Source organism: Clostridium sp. (genome assembly GCF_017888565.1).
In the GTDB taxonomy this organism is placed as follows: domain Bacteria; phylum Bacillota; class Clostridia; order Clostridiales; family Clostridiaceae; genus Clostridium.
The window spans coordinates 88812-107671 of record NZ_JAGHFX010000080.1; the positions used below are offsets into that span (position 1 = coordinate 88812).

The 18860-nt window shown below is 28.6% G+C and carries 17 protein-coding genes; 1 reads left to right on the forward strand and 16 read right to left on the reverse strand.

Features of this window, described 5'->3' with window-relative positions; genetic code table 11:
- Positions 1-326: 326 nt before the first annotated feature.
- The 4 genes from J7M87_RS15395 to J7M87_RS15410 all read right to left on the reverse strand — a co-directional run bounded on the left by J7M87_RS15395 (position 327) and on the right by J7M87_RS15410 (position 5922).
- The gene (locus J7M87_RS15395; RefSeq protein WP_291652269.1) at positions 327-764 is read right to left on the reverse strand and encodes an ACT domain-containing protein; all 438 of its coding nucleotides are present in this window, start codon (positions 762-764) and stop codon (positions 327-329) included.
- Complete coding sequence (gene thrB / locus J7M87_RS15400) at positions 736-1659, reverse strand: homoserine kinase (RefSeq protein ID WP_291652271.1); 924 nt, start codon at positions 1657-1659, stop codon at positions 736-738. The genes J7M87_RS15395 and thrB overlap by 29 nt, the downstream gene beginning before the upstream one ends.
- Positions 1656-3119, reverse strand: coding sequence for a threonine synthase (gene thrC / locus J7M87_RS15405; RefSeq protein ID WP_291652273.1), 1464 nt, complete (start codon positions 3117-3119; stop codon positions 1656-1658). Before thrC ends, thrB begins: the two co-directional genes overlap by 4 nt.
- 253 nt (positions 3120-3372) lie before the next feature.
- Entirely contained in the window at positions 3373-5922 is a 2550-nt protein-coding gene (locus J7M87_RS15410; RefSeq protein ID WP_291652274.1) for a calcium-translocating P-type ATPase, PMCA-type, read from the reverse strand.
- 426 nt (positions 5923-6348) lie between these two features.
- Between J7M87_RS15410 and J7M87_RS15415 the strand changes: the two genes are divergently transcribed.
- Positions 6349-7989 (forward strand): putative manganese-dependent inorganic diphosphatase, encoded by a 1641-nt coding sequence (locus J7M87_RS15415; protein ID WP_291652276.1) that lies wholly within the window; start codon positions 6349-6351, stop codon positions 7987-7989.
- Positions 7990-8147: 158 nt separating this feature from the next.
- On the opposite strand, the gene J7M87_RS15420 is transcribed toward J7M87_RS15415, so the two are convergent.
- The 12 genes from J7M87_RS15420 to fliP are packed head-to-tail and all read right to left on the reverse strand — an operon-like array spanning position 8148 to position 18856.
- Entirely contained in the window at positions 8148-8921 is a 774-nt protein-coding gene (locus J7M87_RS15420; RefSeq protein WP_291652278.1) for a flagellar hook-basal body complex protein, read from the reverse strand.
- A gap of 14 nt (positions 8922-8935) precedes the next feature.
- Positions 8936-9718, reverse strand: coding sequence for a flagellar hook-basal body complex protein (locus tag J7M87_RS15425; RefSeq protein WP_291652280.1), 783 nt, complete (start codon positions 9716-9718; stop codon positions 8936-8938).
- Entirely contained in the window at positions 9711-9875 is a 165-nt protein-coding gene (locus tag J7M87_RS15430) for a hypothetical protein (protein ID WP_291652281.1), read from the reverse strand. The genes J7M87_RS15425 and J7M87_RS15430 overlap by 8 nt, the downstream gene beginning before the upstream one ends.
- A gap of 38 nt (positions 9876-9913) precedes the next feature.
- Complete coding sequence (locus J7M87_RS15435; RefSeq protein ID WP_291652283.1) at positions 9914-10429, reverse strand: hypothetical protein; 516 nt, start codon at positions 10427-10429, stop codon at positions 9914-9916.
- 39 nt (positions 10430-10468) lie between these two features.
- The gene (locus J7M87_RS15440; protein WP_291652286.1) at positions 10469-11194 is read right to left on the reverse strand and encodes a FliA/WhiG family RNA polymerase sigma factor; all 726 of its coding nucleotides are present in this window, start codon (positions 11192-11194) and stop codon (positions 10469-10471) included.
- A gap of 15 nt (positions 11195-11209) precedes the next feature.
- Complete coding sequence (locus J7M87_RS15445) at positions 11210-11851, reverse strand: flagellar brake domain-containing protein (protein WP_291652287.1); 642 nt, start codon at positions 11849-11851, stop codon at positions 11210-11212.
- Between the two features lie 10 nt (positions 11852-11861).
- Entirely contained in the window at positions 11862-12725 is an 864-nt protein-coding gene (locus J7M87_RS15450) for a MinD/ParA family protein (protein ID WP_291652289.1), read from the reverse strand.
- A complete protein-coding gene (gene flhF, locus J7M87_RS15455) occupies positions 12719-13870 on the reverse strand; it encodes a flagellar biosynthesis protein FlhF (protein ID WP_291652291.1) in 1152 nt (383 codons plus the stop codon). Before flhF ends, J7M87_RS15450 begins: the two co-directional genes overlap by 7 nt.
- Positions 13870-15894, reverse strand: a complete 2025-nt coding sequence (gene flhA, locus J7M87_RS15460; RefSeq protein WP_291652333.1) for a flagellar biosynthesis protein FlhA — start codon at positions 15892-15894, stop codon at positions 13870-13872. Before flhA ends, flhF begins: the two co-directional genes overlap by 1 nt.
- A gap of 53 nt (positions 15895-15947) precedes the next feature.
- Positions 15948-17789, reverse strand: a complete 1842-nt coding sequence (locus J7M87_RS15465; RefSeq protein WP_291652293.1) for a fused FliR family export protein/FlhB family type III secretion system protein — start codon at positions 17787-17789, stop codon at positions 15948-15950.
- A gap of 14 nt (positions 17790-17803) precedes the next feature.
- The gene (fliQ, locus tag J7M87_RS15470; RefSeq protein WP_291652295.1) at positions 17804-18073 is read right to left on the reverse strand and encodes a flagellar biosynthesis protein FliQ; all 270 of its coding nucleotides are present in this window, start codon (positions 18071-18073) and stop codon (positions 17804-17806) included.
- 9 nt (positions 18074-18082) lie between these two features.
- Complete coding sequence (fliP, locus tag J7M87_RS15475; protein WP_291652298.1) at positions 18083-18856, reverse strand: flagellar type III secretion system pore protein FliP; 774 nt, start codon at positions 18854-18856, stop codon at positions 18083-18085.
- Positions 18857-18860 lie beyond the last annotated feature (4 nt).

Genomic DNA, 18860 nt, shown 5'->3' on the forward strand with positions numbered 1-18860 from the left:
AAAGACTATCTCGTAAAATATTCTATATCTTAGAGATAATCCTTCTTTTCACTTATTATTACTTTTCATCTTTTTATATTCTATAATAAGTATTACCGTTGTTGTTAAAAGTACCATGGAAATTGATAAAAGTATTTCTAACAAGATTTATTCTCCTAATAAAGTACTATATAATATATTGTATATATATTGTTTATAAATATTACATATTTAACTCATAAATTTGAATCATAAAAAAGGCTTTGTAATTGTATAAGATAACATATTACAACAGCCCTTTGCAAGATATCAAAACTTCAATAAAGAAGCTTTAAGCTTAATTTAAATTATTCCATAGCCACAAACTCTACCCTTTCAACATCATTTAACTTTGATAAATCTTCAAGTAAAGTTTTTAAATCACCACCAAGTGATGATATATCAATTGTTAAACTTAGGTTTGCACTTTTATTCATAGGTATTCCTTGATTTATTGTTATTATACTTCCTCCTTCTTCGGAAATATAATTTAAAATACCTGAAAGCACTCCCTTATTATCTTTTATCATCATGTTAATCGTTACCTTTTGTCCCTGCCCAGTTTCTGCAAGTTCAAAAACAGCTTCTTTATATTTATAGTAAACGCTTCTACTAATATTAACAGTTTTAGCTGCATCGGTAACATCTTTAACCTTTCCTTCTTTTAGCAGTCTTTTTGCATCTACTACTTTTTCATAAACATCTGGTAAAACTCTTTTATCTACAACTAAAAAATTCCCCTTCATTAGTATCACCTTCAAATATAGTAGCCCCATTACTATCTATATAAAGTTCCCTTACATCCCAATTAATATTTTCATTTTCTAAGAAATCTTTTATATCTGAAAATATATTAGTATCATTACTTTTTATCATAGACATAATTGTTGGCCCTGCACCACTTAAAAAGCACCCCAATGCACCTAGTGATATACACCTATTATAAACCAAATTATAATCTTTTATCAATGGAATTCTATATTTTTCATGAATTGCATCTTTGCAACAATATTTTAACAACTCATATTTCCCACTTGTAAAACTAGAAATCATTAATGATACTCTACTAATATTGTACACAGCATCATCAAATTTAACATCTACAGGCAAAACCTTTCTAGCTATTGAAGTTGATAATTCAAATTTTGGAATTAATGCTATAAAACTAATTCCTTCTTTTATATCTATTTTACTATAAATCACATCTTTTTCTTCCATGACAGATACAACCATCCCACCAAAAAAGGCTGGAGCTATATTATCTGGATGTCCCTCAATATCAACACCTATTTTAAAAAGTTCCTCTATACTTAATTGATTTTTCATAATATAATTAGCGCCTAATAAACCTGCAACAATGCAGCTAGAGCTTGATCCTAGTCCCCTTGAAATAGGTATATCCTCTTTAATTAATTTTATATTTAATCCTTTAGGTTTAAAATTATATTTCTCAAAACATATATTCATAGCCTTATATACTATATTTTCCTTATTGCAAAACTCATTCTTGAACCCATAAAAATGAATTCCTTTTTCGCATTCAGAAAACTCATATTCATTATATAAGTTAAAAGCTATTCCTAAAGAATCAAATCCTGGTCCTATATTAGCGGATGTTGCTGGTACTCTAACTCTTATCATATATTTTCTCCCACAAACTCTTCAAGAGCTTGTCTCATATTATTAGCACTACAAATATTATTATGAAGAACTTTTTTCTTATCTAGATTTTTTAAATTAGTTGGAATATTTACTCCACAAAATTCATTTAATCTTTTTATTAATTCAAAATCATTATCCTTATTAGTATCTATTTCTAAAGCATTTGTGATGTTTCTTGGAAATTTATATGGACTTGCTGTTGAAGCAATCAAATATGGGGTTGTATCTCCTGTAGATTTAATATATTTATTTAAAACTACATAAGCTACAGCTGTATGAGTATCAATTAAATAGCCCTCTTTTTCATATAAATCTTTTATTGCTTTATATACCTCTCTTGTATTAGCATAATTTCCATAGAAGTCTTTTAAGAATTCTCTAGTTTTTTTACTAATACTGTATAATCCGTTATTTTTCAACTCTTCCATTAATGTTTTTATTTCATTGCAGTCTCGTCCAGTTGCTTCAAATAAAAGTCTTTCTAAATTAGAAGAAACCAATATATCCATAGATGGAGATTCTGTTATTATAAGTCCTCTTCTTTTATCATATATTCCTTCATTAAAGAAATCAGTTAAGACCTTATTTTCATTAGATGCACATATAAACTTTGCAATAGGAAGCCCCATTTCCTTTGCATAATATGCAGCTAATATATTTCCGAAATTCCCCGTTGGAACTGAAACATTTATCTTATCCCCTAATTTTATTTTTTGCTTATTTACTAATTGAAAGTATCCATAATAGTAATATACTATTTGTGGAATTAACCTTCCGATATTAATTGAGTTTGCAGAAGAAATCCTAATTCCTTTTCTTAGCATCCTTTCTTTAAACTCGTTATCCCCAAATATATCTTTTACGCCTCTTTGAGCTTCGTCAAAGTTACCTTTAATACCAATAACTTCTACGTTACTACCTTTTTGAGTTAACATCTGCATTTTTTGTACTGGACTTACCCCATCATTTGGATAATATACAAGTACTTTAAATCCATCTATATCACTAAATCCCTCTAATGCTGCTTTTCCAGTATCCCCTGAAGTGGCTGCTAGAATAATAATTTCATCCTTTATATTTTCTTTTTCCTTTGCTATCTTCATTATTTGAGGAAGAAATAATAGTGCTGCATCTTTAAATGCAGCTGTTGGTCCATGATATAGCTCTAAAAATCCATTTTCCTCTATAACTTTAAATCGATTTCTATATGATTTATCTACTGCAAATTTGATTTCCTCAAAAGTAAAATCTGTAAAAAACTCTTTAATTATCTCAAAAGAAATTTCCTCATATTTAAGATTTTTTTTATTTTTTATCTTTTCATATAAATTAGGAAATTTTTCTGGAACATATAACCCACCATCACTAGAAATTCCATTTATAATTGCTTTTGAAGAAGATATATTAACTTCTCCTCCTCTGGTACTAATAAATCTCATAAAATCACCCCAAATTTTGCTCTACCACCCTTTACCAATATATTATCATGTTCTTTATTGAAATACAAGTGTCTTCATTTAGAAAACATATATTTTTTCTCAAAAAAATATAGGGGCTTGACGTCACCCCTATATTTTAATTCATATTTTTTTATTTACATACTTTAATTATATTCTATCTCATTAATAACAGTATAATAATAAATAATCAATTTGCTTATTTAATCAAAATAACAATTGAAATTATATATTATTATTTTTTTGATTTTATAAATAAATATAAACTATTTATTAAGAAAATTATTCCTGAGTAGAATAAAACTATAGCCCATTGTCCTAACTTTAATGGAACTGTATTAAATATACTTGCTAAGAATGGTACATATAATATTGAACATACCATAAGCATTGAAAAAGTTACAGCTCCAACTAAATATGGATTAGTAAATACTTTAATTTCAAAAATAGAATGTCTTTCTGATCTACACTCAAAAACATGTAATAATTGTGACATAACAAGTGTTGTTAATGCAAGTGTTCTGCATGTAGCTAAATCCATTCCATATAATCTTCCTGTCATAAATGAAAGTAAAGTACAAATTCCAATTAAACAGCCTCTTACTACAATCTTTGACCATAACCCTCTTGCAAAAATACCTTCACTTTTTTCTCTTGGTTGTTGCATCATTATATCTTTATCAGCAGGATCTACTCCAAGAGCAATTGCTGGTAACCCATCTGTTGCTAAGTTAACAAATAATATTTGTATTGGAGTAAGTGGATTAGGCAAGTAAAATAATGACGCTAAGAACATAGTTAATACTTCACCTAAATTACAAGATAATAGATATCTTATAAATTTTCTTATATTATCATATATTATTCTACCTTCTTCCACAGCAGATACTATAGTTGCAAAATTATCATCCATTAATACCATTGATGCAGCTTCTTTAGTTACATCTGTTCCAGATATACCCATAGCAATCCCTATATCAGCTTCTTTTATTGCTGGAGCATCATTAACACCATCTCCAGTCATTGCAACAATATTATTTTGCTTTTTAAAGGCTTTTACTATTCTAAGCTTATGATGTGGAGATACTCTTGCAAATACTCTTACATTTTTAACTTTCTTCATAAGGTCTTCATCACTAGTCTTTTCAATTTCTTCACCGGTCATAGCTTGATCATCTGTGTTACAAATATTTATTGATTTTGCTATTGCAAGTGCTGTATTCTTATGATCTCCCGTTATCATTACAGGTTGTATCCCAGCAAGTTTACATTTAAGAACAGCATCTCTAACTTCTAATCTTGGTGGATCAATACTTCCTGCAACACCTAAGAATATCAAGTCTTTTTCTAGCCCTTCATTTTTTACTAATCCAGTTTCTTTATATGCAGCAGCTATACATCTTAAAGCTCTATTTGACATTGCTTCTATATAAGATGCAACTTGCTTTTTCTTTTGCGCTGTTAAAGGCTTTACAGTTCCATTTTCTAATATGTGGGTACACCTTTCAATAACTCTTTCTGGAGCTCCCTTCATATAACAAACTTCCTTTGTTCCTTCTCTAACTATAACACTCATCATCTTTCTTGAGGAATCAAATGGAATATCATAAATTCTTTTTGCATTAGATACAAAAGCTTTAAGTAAATTAACATCTTTAAAGAAAGCTTTTATTAATGCTGTTTCAGTTGGATCTCCATGCAGAGCCTTTTCTATGTTTTTAACATTAAAATCATAATTACAATCATTACAGTAAACTAAAGCTTTCATCATAGTTGAATGGTTAGTCAATTGTTCCTTATCTAGATCGCAAATTTTACCATTCATATATATTTCTTTTACTGTCATTTTATTTTGTGTTAATGTTCCTGTTTTATCTGAACATATTACAGAAGTACATCCTAAAGTTTCTACTGCTGGTAATTTTCTTACTAGAGCATTTTTCTTTAACATTCTAGATACACCTAATGCTAATGCAACAGTTACAATAGCTGCTAACCCTTCTGGTATTGCAGCAACAGCTAATGAAACTCCAAGTAAGAACATTTCTGCTATTTCATTACCTCTAAGTATTCCAAGTACTGTTACAACTGCACAAATTGTTAAGCATAATACTACTAATATTTTACCTAGTGAATCTAATCTCTCTCTTAATGGAGATTTTTCTTCTTCAATATTATCTAGAAGATTTGCTATTTTTCCCATTTCAGTATTCATTCCAATACCATCAATAAGTAAAATACCTCTTCCTTTTAATACTGTAGTTCCCATAAATCCTTGGTTTTTTCCTCTTTTTGAATCTTTAGATACTCCAACTGACTCTCCAGTTAAAAGTGATTCATCAATCATTATTCCTGATGATTCAACAAATGTACCATCTGCTGGAATTCTATCACCAGCTTCTAAAATTACTAAATCACCTATAGTAACTTCTATTGAATTTAATACTTTTAATACTCCATCCCTAATAACTTTACAAGTTGGTGCTGCTAATTCATTTAATGCTTCCAAGGATTTTTCTGTTCTATATTCTTGAACAAATCCCATTATTGCATTTACAACAACTATAATAAGTATCGTTATAGCATCTGCAGTATCTCCCATTAAGCCAGATATTACAGTAGCAGCTATTAATACCCAAACAATAAAATCATTAAATTGAGATAAAAATATTACTACAGGCGATGTTTTCTTTTTGTGAGATAATTCATTTAATCCATAAGTACTTTGTCTCTTTTCTGCTTCCTTTGTAGATAGTCCCCTAGATATTTCTCGTTCTTGTATCACCGGTTGTCCTCCTTAATTTAGTTTCTATATATTATATTTAGTAAATTCAAAGATATGATTTTTTTTAATAATTGCTATGTTAGTCGAATTATTTTTTATCTTTATTTTTAGAATTCTTAATCATCTAGTTTAAATGTACAAATTTCTACACATACTTTATATAGATATCTTTACAAATTTAAAATATAAATATAGAATATGTATATAAGTTACAATAAAGATTTAACATTTTAATAAACATTTAAGTTATTGATAGTATATAAGGAAATTTATTATTATAGTAACTTATCTAAAAATTTAATAATATATGCGTTCAATTTTGCTATTTTTTCTAATATGTATATTAACTTTTATATATACTGACACTTTTAATCATGTAGATTATAATTGAAACATATATGTGAATTAACTAAGGAGGGTAATAATTTGAAAGATGTAATTTATGTAACTGGACATAAGAATCCAGATTCTGATTCAATATGTGCAGCTTTTTCATATGCTGAATTTAAAAATAAGACAGGCAAACTACCTGCAATACCAGTAAGATTAGGAAACGTTAGTCAAGAAACTCAATATATTCTTGACTATTTTGGAGTTGAAGCTCCTCAATTGTTAAAAACTGTAAAATTAAAAGTTGAAGATTTAGAGTTTGATAGAATAACTCCTGTATCACCTGAGCTTTCATTAAAAACTGCATGGAATATAATGAGAGATAAAAATATAAAGACTCTTCCAGTAGCTGATGAAAATGATCATTTACTTGGAGTTTTAGCTGTATCTAACTTAACTTCATGTTATATGGATATATGGGATAATAGAATTTTAGCTAAGAGTAATACCTCTTTTGAAAATATAGTAGATACATTATCTGCAAAAGAAATTTATGTTAATACTGAAAGAAAAACTTTCCCTGGAAAGATAGTTGTTTCAGCAATGAAGCCAGAAAGTATGAAAGATCATATAGAAGCTGGAGATATCGCTATAGTTGGAGATAGAGAAGAAGTTCAAGATGCTTTACTTGATCTTAATATATCTCTATTAATAATAACTGGATCTCATACTCCAACTAATAAAATAATTGAAAAAGCTAAAAAATCTAATATAAGTGTTATAACTACACCACACGATTCATTTACAGCTTCAAGACTTATAGTTCAAAGTATTCCTGTTGGATATGTTATGATTAAAGATAAATTAGTAACATTCTCAACTGATGAATTAGTAGAAGATGTAAAGAAGGTTATGATAGATACTAGATATAGAAGCTATCCTGTTATTTCTGAAAATGGTAAGGTTCTTGGTACAGTATCAAGATATCATTTAATTTCTAATTATAAAAAGAAAATTATTCAAGTTGACCATAATGAAAGAAGCCAATCTGTTGATGGACTTGAAGAAGCAGAAATTCTAGAAATAATAGATCATCATAGAGTAGCAGATATTCAAACTAGTGGTCCATTATACTTTAGAAGTGAGCCTATAGGAAGTACTTCTACTATAGTTGGTAAATGCTTCTTTGAAAATGGAATAAGACCATCAAAACAAGCTGCTGGACTTTTATGTGGTGCAATAATTTCAGATACATTACTATTTAGAAGCCCAACTTGTACTCCTCAAGACAAAAGTATTTGCTTAAAGCTTGCAGAAATAGCTGGAATAAATGTAGAAGAATTTGCTAAAGAAATGTTTAAAGCTGGTACTTCATTAAAAGGAAAAACAGTAGAACAAATCTTTAACCAAGACTTCAAGCCATTTGGAATTGAAGATACAAGAGTTGGTATAGCTCAAGTTAATACAATGGATATTGAAGGGTTTATGCCACTTAAAGATGAAATGTTAGCTTATATGAATACTAAAGCAAAAGAAGCTAAATTAGATATGGTAATGTTACTACTTACAGACATACTTAACGAAGGATCACAAATACTAGTTGCTGGAGATAGACCAGAAATAGTAGAAAAAGCATTCAACGTTACATTACAAGATAGTACTGCATTCTTAGATGGAGTACTTTCAAGAAAGAAACAAGTAGTTCCACCAATAACTGCGGCAGTATCATCTTTATAATTGATAATAAATAATTAGCAATTGAGAATTATAAAATAAAAAAAGGCTGAGATTTTCTCAGCCTTAATTTTTTATTTTATAATTCAACTCTTTTGAATTATTTCATTAATTATCCATTATCCATTGTCAATTATAAATTATAATTAAGCTTTGCTTAATTACCTAGCTCTCATATTATTAATCATTCCCCACATTTCGTCTGCAGTTTTTACTCCTCTTGAGCTAAGTTCGAAAGCTCTTTGTGTTACTATCATTTCTGAAAATTCTGTTGCAACATCAACATTTGAACCTTCCAGTGTTCCTTGGTATATATCAAAGTTTGTTGTTCTTTGAACTTCTACTCCTGGTGATGGAGTAAATAAATTATCTCCTATTGATATGAAAGCCCTATCTCCTACTGCTGTATATACTGGAATTTCAGCTACTTGTATAAAGTTTTCTTTATCTTTTATATATACTTGTCCCTTTTTATCTACTAAAAAGTTATCTTTATTAAAAACAACATTATCTTCTGAGTACCCATTTAAGTAATTTAATTCTAATTTATTTCCTCTATTATCTACAAGTCTACCTCTAGCATCAATAGCTAAAGCTCCATCTCTTGTATATGCTTCTTGTCCATTATCAGAAATAATTTTAAAATATCCTAGGCCATCTATTGATAAATCAGTGCTTCTTAAAGTTTCTTGAAGCATACCTTGTGAGTTATCTCTAAACCATTCTGACGTTCTTGTACCGGTTCCAATTACTGAATCTTTATCATTAAGTGGAATTCCATTTCTATCTAAAGACTCTGTAAGTAAATCTTTGAAACCAACTTCTATTTTTTTATATCCCATAGTAGTTGAGTTTGCTATATTATTTGAAATTGCATCTAACTTATCTTGATTTGCATTCATTCCTGTTTTACCAGTCCATAATGTTCTTAACATAAATTCTCCTCCTACTATTTAACTGCTCCTATTTCATTTGCAGCCTTTCCTAAAGTTTCATCAATAGTTTGTACTATTTTTTGATTAGTTTCAAAGTTTCTCATTGTAGTTATCATATTAACCATTTCATTAGAAATGTTTACATTAGAACCTTCTAATGCTCCTTGTGTAACCCAAACTTGTGCATTATATATAGGATTTTCTCCTCTAAAGTAGTTATCTCCTATCTTTTGTAAATTTCCATAATCGCTAAAATCAGCCGTTGCCAAAGTATGAGTTGATCTATTTCCTACGTAAAGATTATTATTTTGATCTAATATAAACTTATCTCCACCAACAAATATAGGATCAAGTGCACCTGTGTTTTTATTCATCCCAAGAATCTTATCACCATTAGTATTTATTAGGTATCCATCATTTCCAACTTTAAAATTACCATCTCTTGTATATAATATTTCATTACCATTATTAGTTTGTCTTTGCACAGCAAAAAAGCCTCTTCCCTCTATTGCAAAATCGGTTTGTTTATCTGTGCTTTTTATAAGCCCTTGAGTAAATGCTGTATCAACGCTATCTATTTCTGATCCTAAGCTTATAGTTCCTAATTTTTGTACTACATTATTGCCATTAACTACTTTATCTCTATTTTGTATCATAACTTCATCAAAACTTTTTATTGATAAATTATCGCCTTTAAAGCCTGTTGTATTAGCATTAGTCATATTGCTTGTAATATTATTTTGCCTATTTTCTAGTGATATTAATCCTGATACAGCTGTATATAGACTTCTAATCATTGCCCTCATCCCCTTTAAATAGTACTTTACATTCATCATCATAGTGCATTCCAAGACCTCTAGCCTTTTCCTCTATCTTATCATTAGAAATCTCTTTATTATAACTATATCCAAACATAAAAATCGAAGTTAATACCATGCCTATTCCTATTCCCATAAGTATTTTTCTATCTGTTAAGAAATCAAATATTATAGTTAACTTTTTAATAAACTTTTTATTAATAGTACTTCCCCCTTACCTATGGATAGCTCTTCACATATTTTATCATCAGTTAATCCATTTTCTAAAAGCATTTTTACTTTCTTTAACTTATCACTTTTAAAATTGTTATCTGAAATGTTTGACTTATTAGAAAAATTTATTTCAGATATTACATCTTCATTAAAATTATTAGTATTATAATCTTTTTTGAAACTATTCTCTGAATCCTCTTCTTTAAAACTTGCTATATTTATTTTATTATCGTCTACTATCTTAGAATTCTTAATATTATTTATTGAAATTTTTAAATCCTCAATTTCTTTCTGTAGGTCTAAAACAGTTTCTGCTAAATCCTTTCGTATAGCTATTATCTCCAAATCATAATCTTTATCATTATTTGATTCTTCTCTCTCTAATATTTTACCGAATGATTTATTTTCTTTTTTTATTGCCTTAACATTTAAAATTATAAGCATAATTCCTATTAGGATTATTAATATAGGAAGCATAACCTTCTCCCTCCTATTATGTTCAAAATGATTTACTTTTTATATATAATTTATTTTTTGCATTACTACTCTCAAGTTTCTTATTGCTCTACTATGTAATTGACAAACTCTAGATTCTGAGACTTCTAAAATTTGTCCAATTTCTTTTAGTGTTAGCTTCTCATAATAATATAAATTTAAAATAAGCTTGTCTTTATCTTTTAATTTTTCAATTGCTTCTGCAAGAATCTCTAATTTTTCTTTATCTTCTAAAGTTTCTTCAGGAGAAATAGAATTTTTATCTTCTAAAGTTTCCATTATAGTTACATCATCATCATCAGAATAAATTATAGATTCCAAAGACATTATGGACATGTAATTAATATAGTTTTCAACTTGAGAAACCTCTTGCTCCGATATATTTAATTCTTGTGCAATTTCTTGTAAACTTGGTTCTCTCATATATCTATTTTGAAGCTTTTCAACACACTCATTATACTTTGCTAATTTATCCATAGCCCCTTTTGAAATTGGCCTACATTTTCTTATTTCATCAATCATGGCTCCTTTTATTCTTAGAGTTGCATAAGATGAAAACTTCATTCCTTTAGTTGAATCATATCTATTAATTGCATCTAAAAGCCCAACAATTCCGTAGCTCACTAAATCCTCATATTCTATATACTTAGTTTTACCGAGCATAACTCTAGAGGCCAAATATTTAACTAATGGTATATACTTTTCGACTATTTGTTCTTTATGAATTATAGGGCTTTGACATTCCATACTAATGGCCTCCTCTTAAATAAGTTCTCTTTGTTTTCTCATTATTGTAAATACTGTTTTTATTATTTTTTCTCTTGTTCCATTATCTATATCATCAAAATTTATACCGCATATGTATTTTTTATCTTCTGATTTATCAACTCTTATTACTCTACCTCTTACAGATATTTTTTCATTATCATATGTTAAATTTGCAATTATAATATCTGAAGCTTTTACTTCTTCCTTTATCTTAATTCGCATACCACCACCACTTAAATCAAGAAGTAATGCATGCTCATATTTTTCTTCTCCGCTAATATTTGATTTTAACTCTTCTTCCTTTATATAATTTATAACTTGTACAACATTAACTCTTACATAGTCTCTTCTTTGAATCCTTGTTATATCATAAGGCTTACTTATTCTATAAAATGGTATATCTTTTTCTGTTATTCTACCTAACACCTTATTCTTATATCCAAATACATTTCCTTTATCATCATAAAAAATTTGCTCTATTTCACTTCCATCTTTTAGCGTTAAATAAATGCCATCGCTTACTGGAATTGTTATTAGTATTTCATCATCCTTTATATCTTGGATTGAAGACTTATACATACTTTCCTCCCATAAAACGTCAATTTTGCAATTTATCCCAAGTTCTAACTTTGCCATGACTAACCCCCTAAGAAAAAATATTAAATAATTTTTTAAACAACCCTTGAGCTCCTACTCCCATAGTTTCCTTTTTTTCACCTATAATTTTTTCGGCTATAGTTTTTATACATTTAGCTGCATCACAATTTGGATATCCTATTACAAACGGAAGCTGTTCTCTTACAGACATTATAAGCTTTCTATCTTCATATACAACTCCTAAAAATTTTACATCTAACTTTAAAAACCTATTAACTGCCATTTTAAATTTTGAAAAAGTTTGATCTCCCTCTTTTTTTTCTAAAATCTTATTAACTACTATGCTTGCTTTATCTTTTATTTTGAAATGATCTACTGCTTTTAATAGACTATATCCATCTGTTAATGATGTTGGTTCAGGAGTAGTTACTAATATTACTTCATCAGAACATGCAATAAAAGCCAAAACACTTCTACTTATTCCTGCTCCTGTATCTATAAAAATATAATCAAAACCCTCTAACATCTCTATCTTTTTTAAAAACAAATCTCTTTGATTTTGCTGAATATCTTCTATATTATTAAGTCCACTTCCACCTGGCAATAGTTTAACCCCTTCTGGTCCGTTAACAATAATATCTTCTATTGCTAATTTACCATTAATTAAATCTAAAACACTATTTTTAGGATATATGCCCATTAATACATCATCGTTTCCCATTCCTATATCTGCATCAAATATTAAAACTTTTTTTCCCTTTTGTACTAATGTAATTGCTAGATTCACTACAAAATTACTTTTCCCAACACCGCCCTTGCCTGAGGTTACTGTAATAATCCTAGCCTTTCTTTTTTGTTCCTCCAGAACTTCACCTCTTGCTAGTTTTCTTAAGCTTTCAGCTTGATCTAACATATAGTTTCCTCCCCAAGAATAAGTTTTGAAATTTCACTTTTTAATGGGATTCTAATATCATCTGGAACGTTTTGACCAGTAGTAATATATGCTATAGGCTTTTGTGCCTTCTTTATAATATTGTATATACATCCATATGAGCTAGTTTCATCAAGCTTTGTTATTATCATTTTTTCATAGCCAATTTCACTATATCCATTTATTATAGTTTGTATATCTCTATTTTTAGTTGTTCCACTTATCACTAATGCTATATGATCTGCATTTACTTTTTGAGTAAAGGCTCTAAGTTCTGATATTTGCATAGTATTTTTACTGCTTCTTCCAGTTGTATCAATTAATATTACATCACAATTTTCAAGCTCACTAACTGCATCTTCCATTTCCTTTAAAGTTATAACTACTTTAAATGGAATATTCATAATTTCTGCATAAGTTTTTAATTGTTCTACAGCACCAATCCTATATGTATCTATTGTAATTAAACCAACCTTCTTTTTTTCTATTAATGCTAATCTTCCTGCAAGCTTTGCTATAGTCGTGGTTTTTCCAACTCCTGTTGGTCCTACCAAAACTACTTTGCCACTTAAACTTTCAGTACAAACCTCAATTTCATTTTCTAATAATTCTTTAAAATATTTTTTAAATTCATCTATATTATCATATTTATTAGTTAATATTTCTTTTATTATTTCATCATCAATATCCATATCTTTTAAATATTCTAATACTATATCTTTCTCTTCCTCTTTATTAGTATTTTTAATAACTCTATTTAGCAAATCTTTGATTTCTTTTACTTCTTCTTTTATATTATCTGTATTTGTTAAATTCACTTCTTTATTAATCTGTTGAGCTTTATCAATCTTGCTATCTTTACTATCATCTATTATCTTTTTAATACTATCTATTGAGTCCTTAAAATCTATTTGATTTTTATTTTCTATATTAAATTTATTCTTTTTGTCTATTTTGTTATTTTCTAAAGCTGCTGTGACTTCAATTAATTTAGGCATAAAATACCCCTTAATACCAGATTCTTTTACTTTTCTTTGGCTTATTATAATAGCATCTTTGCCTAATTCATATCTTATCCTAGTAAGAGCCTCATTCATATTTTTGACTAAATATTTTTTAATTACCATTACAATGATACAACTCCTTCAGTTCTTATTTCTACATCATTTGGAATCTCATTTAATGATATAACCATCACATGTGGAAATACCATTTCTATAAGCTTTCTAAATACTGGCCTTATATTAGGTGATACTAATATAACAGGTTGATTATTGTAAAAATATATTCTATCAAGAGTATCTCTTACACAATCAAGTATTCTAGTAGTTGTATCTGGATCAACAGCTGGGAATGATCCTTGCATAGATTTTTGAGTATTTGCTGCTATTATTTCCTCTATTTGTGGAGATAAAGTAACTACTGTTATACTTCTATCTTCATCTATTACTTGATTACAAATCGTTCTTGCTAAAGCAAATCTAACATACTCTGTTAAAAGTTCTAAATCCTTTGTAAGTCTTGAGTTATCTGCTAAAGATTCCATTATTGTAACCATATCTTTTATTGGAACCTTTTCTCTTAATAAATTTTGCAATACTTTTTGTAGCTCTCCTATTGTCATTAAATCTGGAATAAGTTCTTCCACAACTGTACTATATTTCTCTCTAGTATTATCTACTATTAATTGAACTTCTTGTCTTCCAAGTAACTCATATGAATGAGCTTTTATAGTTTCAGTTAAATGTGTAACCATAACTGTAGTTGGATCTACAACTGTTAAACCTTTTATTTCTGCTTCTTCTCTTTGATCTTTATTTATCCATACTGCTGGTAAATTAAATGTAGGTTCAATAGTTCTTATCCCTGCAATTTGAGAATTATCACCAGAAGGATCCATGCAAAGTAGCATATTAGCCATAAGTTCTGATGATGCTATAACAGTTCCCCTTATCTTTATTACATACTCATTTGTTTTTAATTGAAGATTATCTCTTATTCTAATAGGTTGTACAACAACACCCATCTCTATTGCACATTGCCTTCTAACAGATGCAATTCTTTGAAGTAAATCTCCGCCTGTTGACTCATCAGCTAAAGGAATTAATCCGTAACCTATTTCTACTTCCATAGGTTCTACAGAAATTAAACTCATTACATTTTCTGGTTCTTTTCTTTCCATTTCTGTATACTCTTCCTCTTCCTTTGCAAGCTCAGCTTCTTGATTTTTCTGATCTTCCTTTATTAAAAGATATGTAGCAATGGTTCCTGTAACTGCCGCTAATAAAAATGGAAGCTTTGGCATATCTGGTATTAATGCTAAGAAGAACATTACCGCAGAAACTATTCCAAGTGCAACAGGGAATGCAGTAAGCTGTTTACTAAAGGTTTTACCAAAGTTATCAGAAGATCCTGACCTAGTTACTAATATACCTGATGCTGTAGATATTAATAATGCTGGTATTTGACTAACTAATCCATCTCCAATGGTAAGTCTTGTATATAATTCTCCAGCTTGTTCAAAATCCATACCTCCCATTACTCCAATAACAATACCTGCTATTATATTAATTATGGTTATTATTATCCCAGCTATCGCATCTCCTTTTACGAACTTAGATGCCCCGTCCATAGCTCCATAAAAGTCCGCTTCTGATTGCAAATCCTGTCTTCTTTTTCTTGCAGTTACTTCATCAATTATTCCAGCATTTAAATCAGCATCTACACTCATTTGTTTACCTGGCATAGCATCTAAAGTAAATCTTGCTGATACTTCTGAAACTCTTCCGGCTCCATTAGTTATTACTACGAATTGTATAATTACTATAATTAAGAATATTATTATACCAACAACATAATTTCCCCCAATAACAAACTCTCCAAAGGCTTCAATTATGCTTCCTGCATCACCTTCACTTAATATAAGTCTTGTAGATGATATATTAAGACCTAATCTAAAAAGTGTTGTTACAAGTAATAATGTTGGAAACACTGATAATTGCAATACATTTGTAGTAAACATAGTTATCATTATAATTACAGCTGATAGTGTAATATTAAATGCTAATAGAATATCTAAAATTAGTGGTGGAAGAGGTATTATTATCATAAGTACAATACCTAAAACACCAAAGGCTACTAATATATCCATATTTTTTTTAATATCAATTTTATTGTTTGCAAGCAACCTTATCCCATCCTTTATTATCTAGTACGTCTTTTTTTCTTATCCAATTTATATACCATAGCTAATACTTCTGCCACAGCTTGATACATATCTTGTGGAACTTCTTTATCAATTTCTACTGATTCAAATATCATTCTTGCTAAGGGTTTATTTTCTATTATAGGAACTTTAGATTCTATAGCCTTTTCTTTGATCTTTATTGCTATAGCATCAGCTCCCTTAGCCACAACCTTAGGTGCTTCCTTCCCTTCTTCATATTTAATTGCCACAGCTAAATGAGTAGGGTTTGTAATTACAACAGTGGCTTCTCCAACTGATTGCATCATTCTCCTTTGTGACATTTCCCTTTGTCTTTGTTTTATTTTAGATTTAATTTGAGGATCTCCCTCAATTTGTTTGTATTCTTCCTTAATTTCTTGCTTAGTCATTCTAATATCTTTTTGAAAAAGCATATATTGCACAACATAATCTATAATTGCAATTACAACTAATAATATACATACCTTCACAAATATGCCGACTATTAAAGATTTAACCTCAACTCCTAAAGTAGGTAAATATAAATTTCCAATTTGCATTATTTTATCAAAGTTATCTCTTATATATGAATAAGCTAAAAATATAACTATTGATATAAGTATTAAATTCTTTATTAATTCAACTAAAGATTTTTTAGAAAACATATTTTTAAATCCATTAATAGGATTAAGTTTTCCAAAGGAAGGCTTTATAGCATCCTTAACTACTAGAAATCCAGATTGAATTAAGCTTGCAGCAACTCCAGCTATCATTATAGGTAAAATAACTGGCATTATTACAATTGCTGCCTTACTTATTATAAGAGTATTTATACCCTTTATACTATTTTCCGTAACTTCTATGGATCCCATATCTCCTAGAAAATAAACTACATTATCTTTTAAAGAAGATACTATAAACCCGCTTAATGCAACAATAACTAATACAGTAGCTATCATTGTAATTGCAAGCCCCACATCTTTACTTCTTGCTATTTGCCCTTTTTTTCTAGAATCACTTTTCTTCTTTGGAGTAGCCTCTTCTGTTTTTTCATCTGCTCCAATTAAGAAAACTAAAGGGACAGTTGTCATTATTTTTCTAAATATATCTGGTAAGTAACTTATGCTACTAACAAATAACTTTATTATAATAGGTAATGATATTGATATGGCGATTATACCAACCAACATTTTAACTGGCATACCGAGTATCATCACATTTATTTGAGGGACAGCTCTTGAAATAAGTCCCATACAAAGATCTGTTAATATAATTATCAATACTATTGGTATTGCAATTTTCAATCCTATCACAAAATACTTCGCTATAACTTCTATAAGTACCATCATTGTATCAGGGTATAATAGCCCTTTACCCATTGGTAGTATTATAAAGCTTTCAATAAGGGATTTAATAAGCATATGATGTCCATCTACTACGAAGAAAATCATAAGTGCTACATAATGAAGCAAATTACCACTTATAGTGGTACTTGTTTTACTGTTTGGATCTATTGTATTAACCATACTCAATCCTATATGTACATCTATTAAACTTCCTGCCATAAGTACTACTTCAAAAGCAATATTAGAAATTAATCCAAGAATTAATCCATTAGTAACTTCTGAAATCATATAAATAACTAAATAATAATTGCTAGTTATTGAATTTATATTTGAATAATCTATTCCTCCAAGTAATGCGAAGGAAAATATTAATGAAAACATAGCTTTTAATGTTTTTGGTGTTCCATTTGGAAAAAATACATTTGTTATAGCAAAAAAAGCTGTAACCCTTAAAAATATAAAAAATAAGGCTAAAAAGTAGGTTGTATCTATCATACTTTACCTACCCCCTAAGTAGATATTTTAATAATAAGTTCAAATATTCTTTCTGTAAAAGATACTAGTGTATGTAACATAAAGCTTGATAACATTAGTCCTACAGCTGCAATTCCTATAAGTTTTGGAACAAAGGTTAATGTTTGTTCTTGTATTTGAGTGGTTGCTTGAAATATACTTATTATTAATCCAATTAAAATTGATACTACTAATATAGGACCTGCTACTTTTAATGATGTATATAATGCATCTCTAACAATTCCTATTATTAAATTTTCACTCATACATATTACCTATCCTCCAAAGCTCATTATTAATGATTTAACCATTAAATACCAACCATCTACCATTACAAATAATAATAATTTAAATGGTAATGCTACCATTACAGGCGGCACCATAAACATTCCCATAGACATAAGAACACTTGCTACAACCATATCTATTATTAAGAAAGGTATAAACAGTAAAAAGCCTATTTGGAATGCTGTTTTTAATTCACTTATTGCAAAAGCTGGTATAACAACAGTTAATGGAATATTATCTCTTGTTATTTCTTCTTTATCTAATTTTGATGCTTCAATAAATAATTCTAAATCTTTTTGTCTTGTTTGCTTTAACATAAATTCCCTTAAAGGCTTACTTCCAGCCTCCATAGCTTCATCTTGAGTTATTGTATTTTCCATAAAAGGCTTAAATGCATTGTTATTTATATCACTGTAAACTGGTTGCATTATAAATATAGTTAAAAATAATGCTAGTCCAATAAGTATTTGATTTGGTATAGATTGTTGTGCTCCTAAAGCATTTTTTAAAAATGAAAATACAACTATTATTCTTGTAAAAGATGTCATCATTATTATTATGGAAGGTAATAATGTTAAAATAGTTAATATTATTAATAATTTAATATTATCAACATAGTTTTGAGGAGAAGTAGATTCACCACCTACCGAAATATTAACGTTTGGTATATTTATAGGCTCAGCACTTACACTTTTATCAAAGGTGACTATTAAAGCTAATGCTAAAAACATTATAAATATATACTTTTTCTTTTTACTCATACAA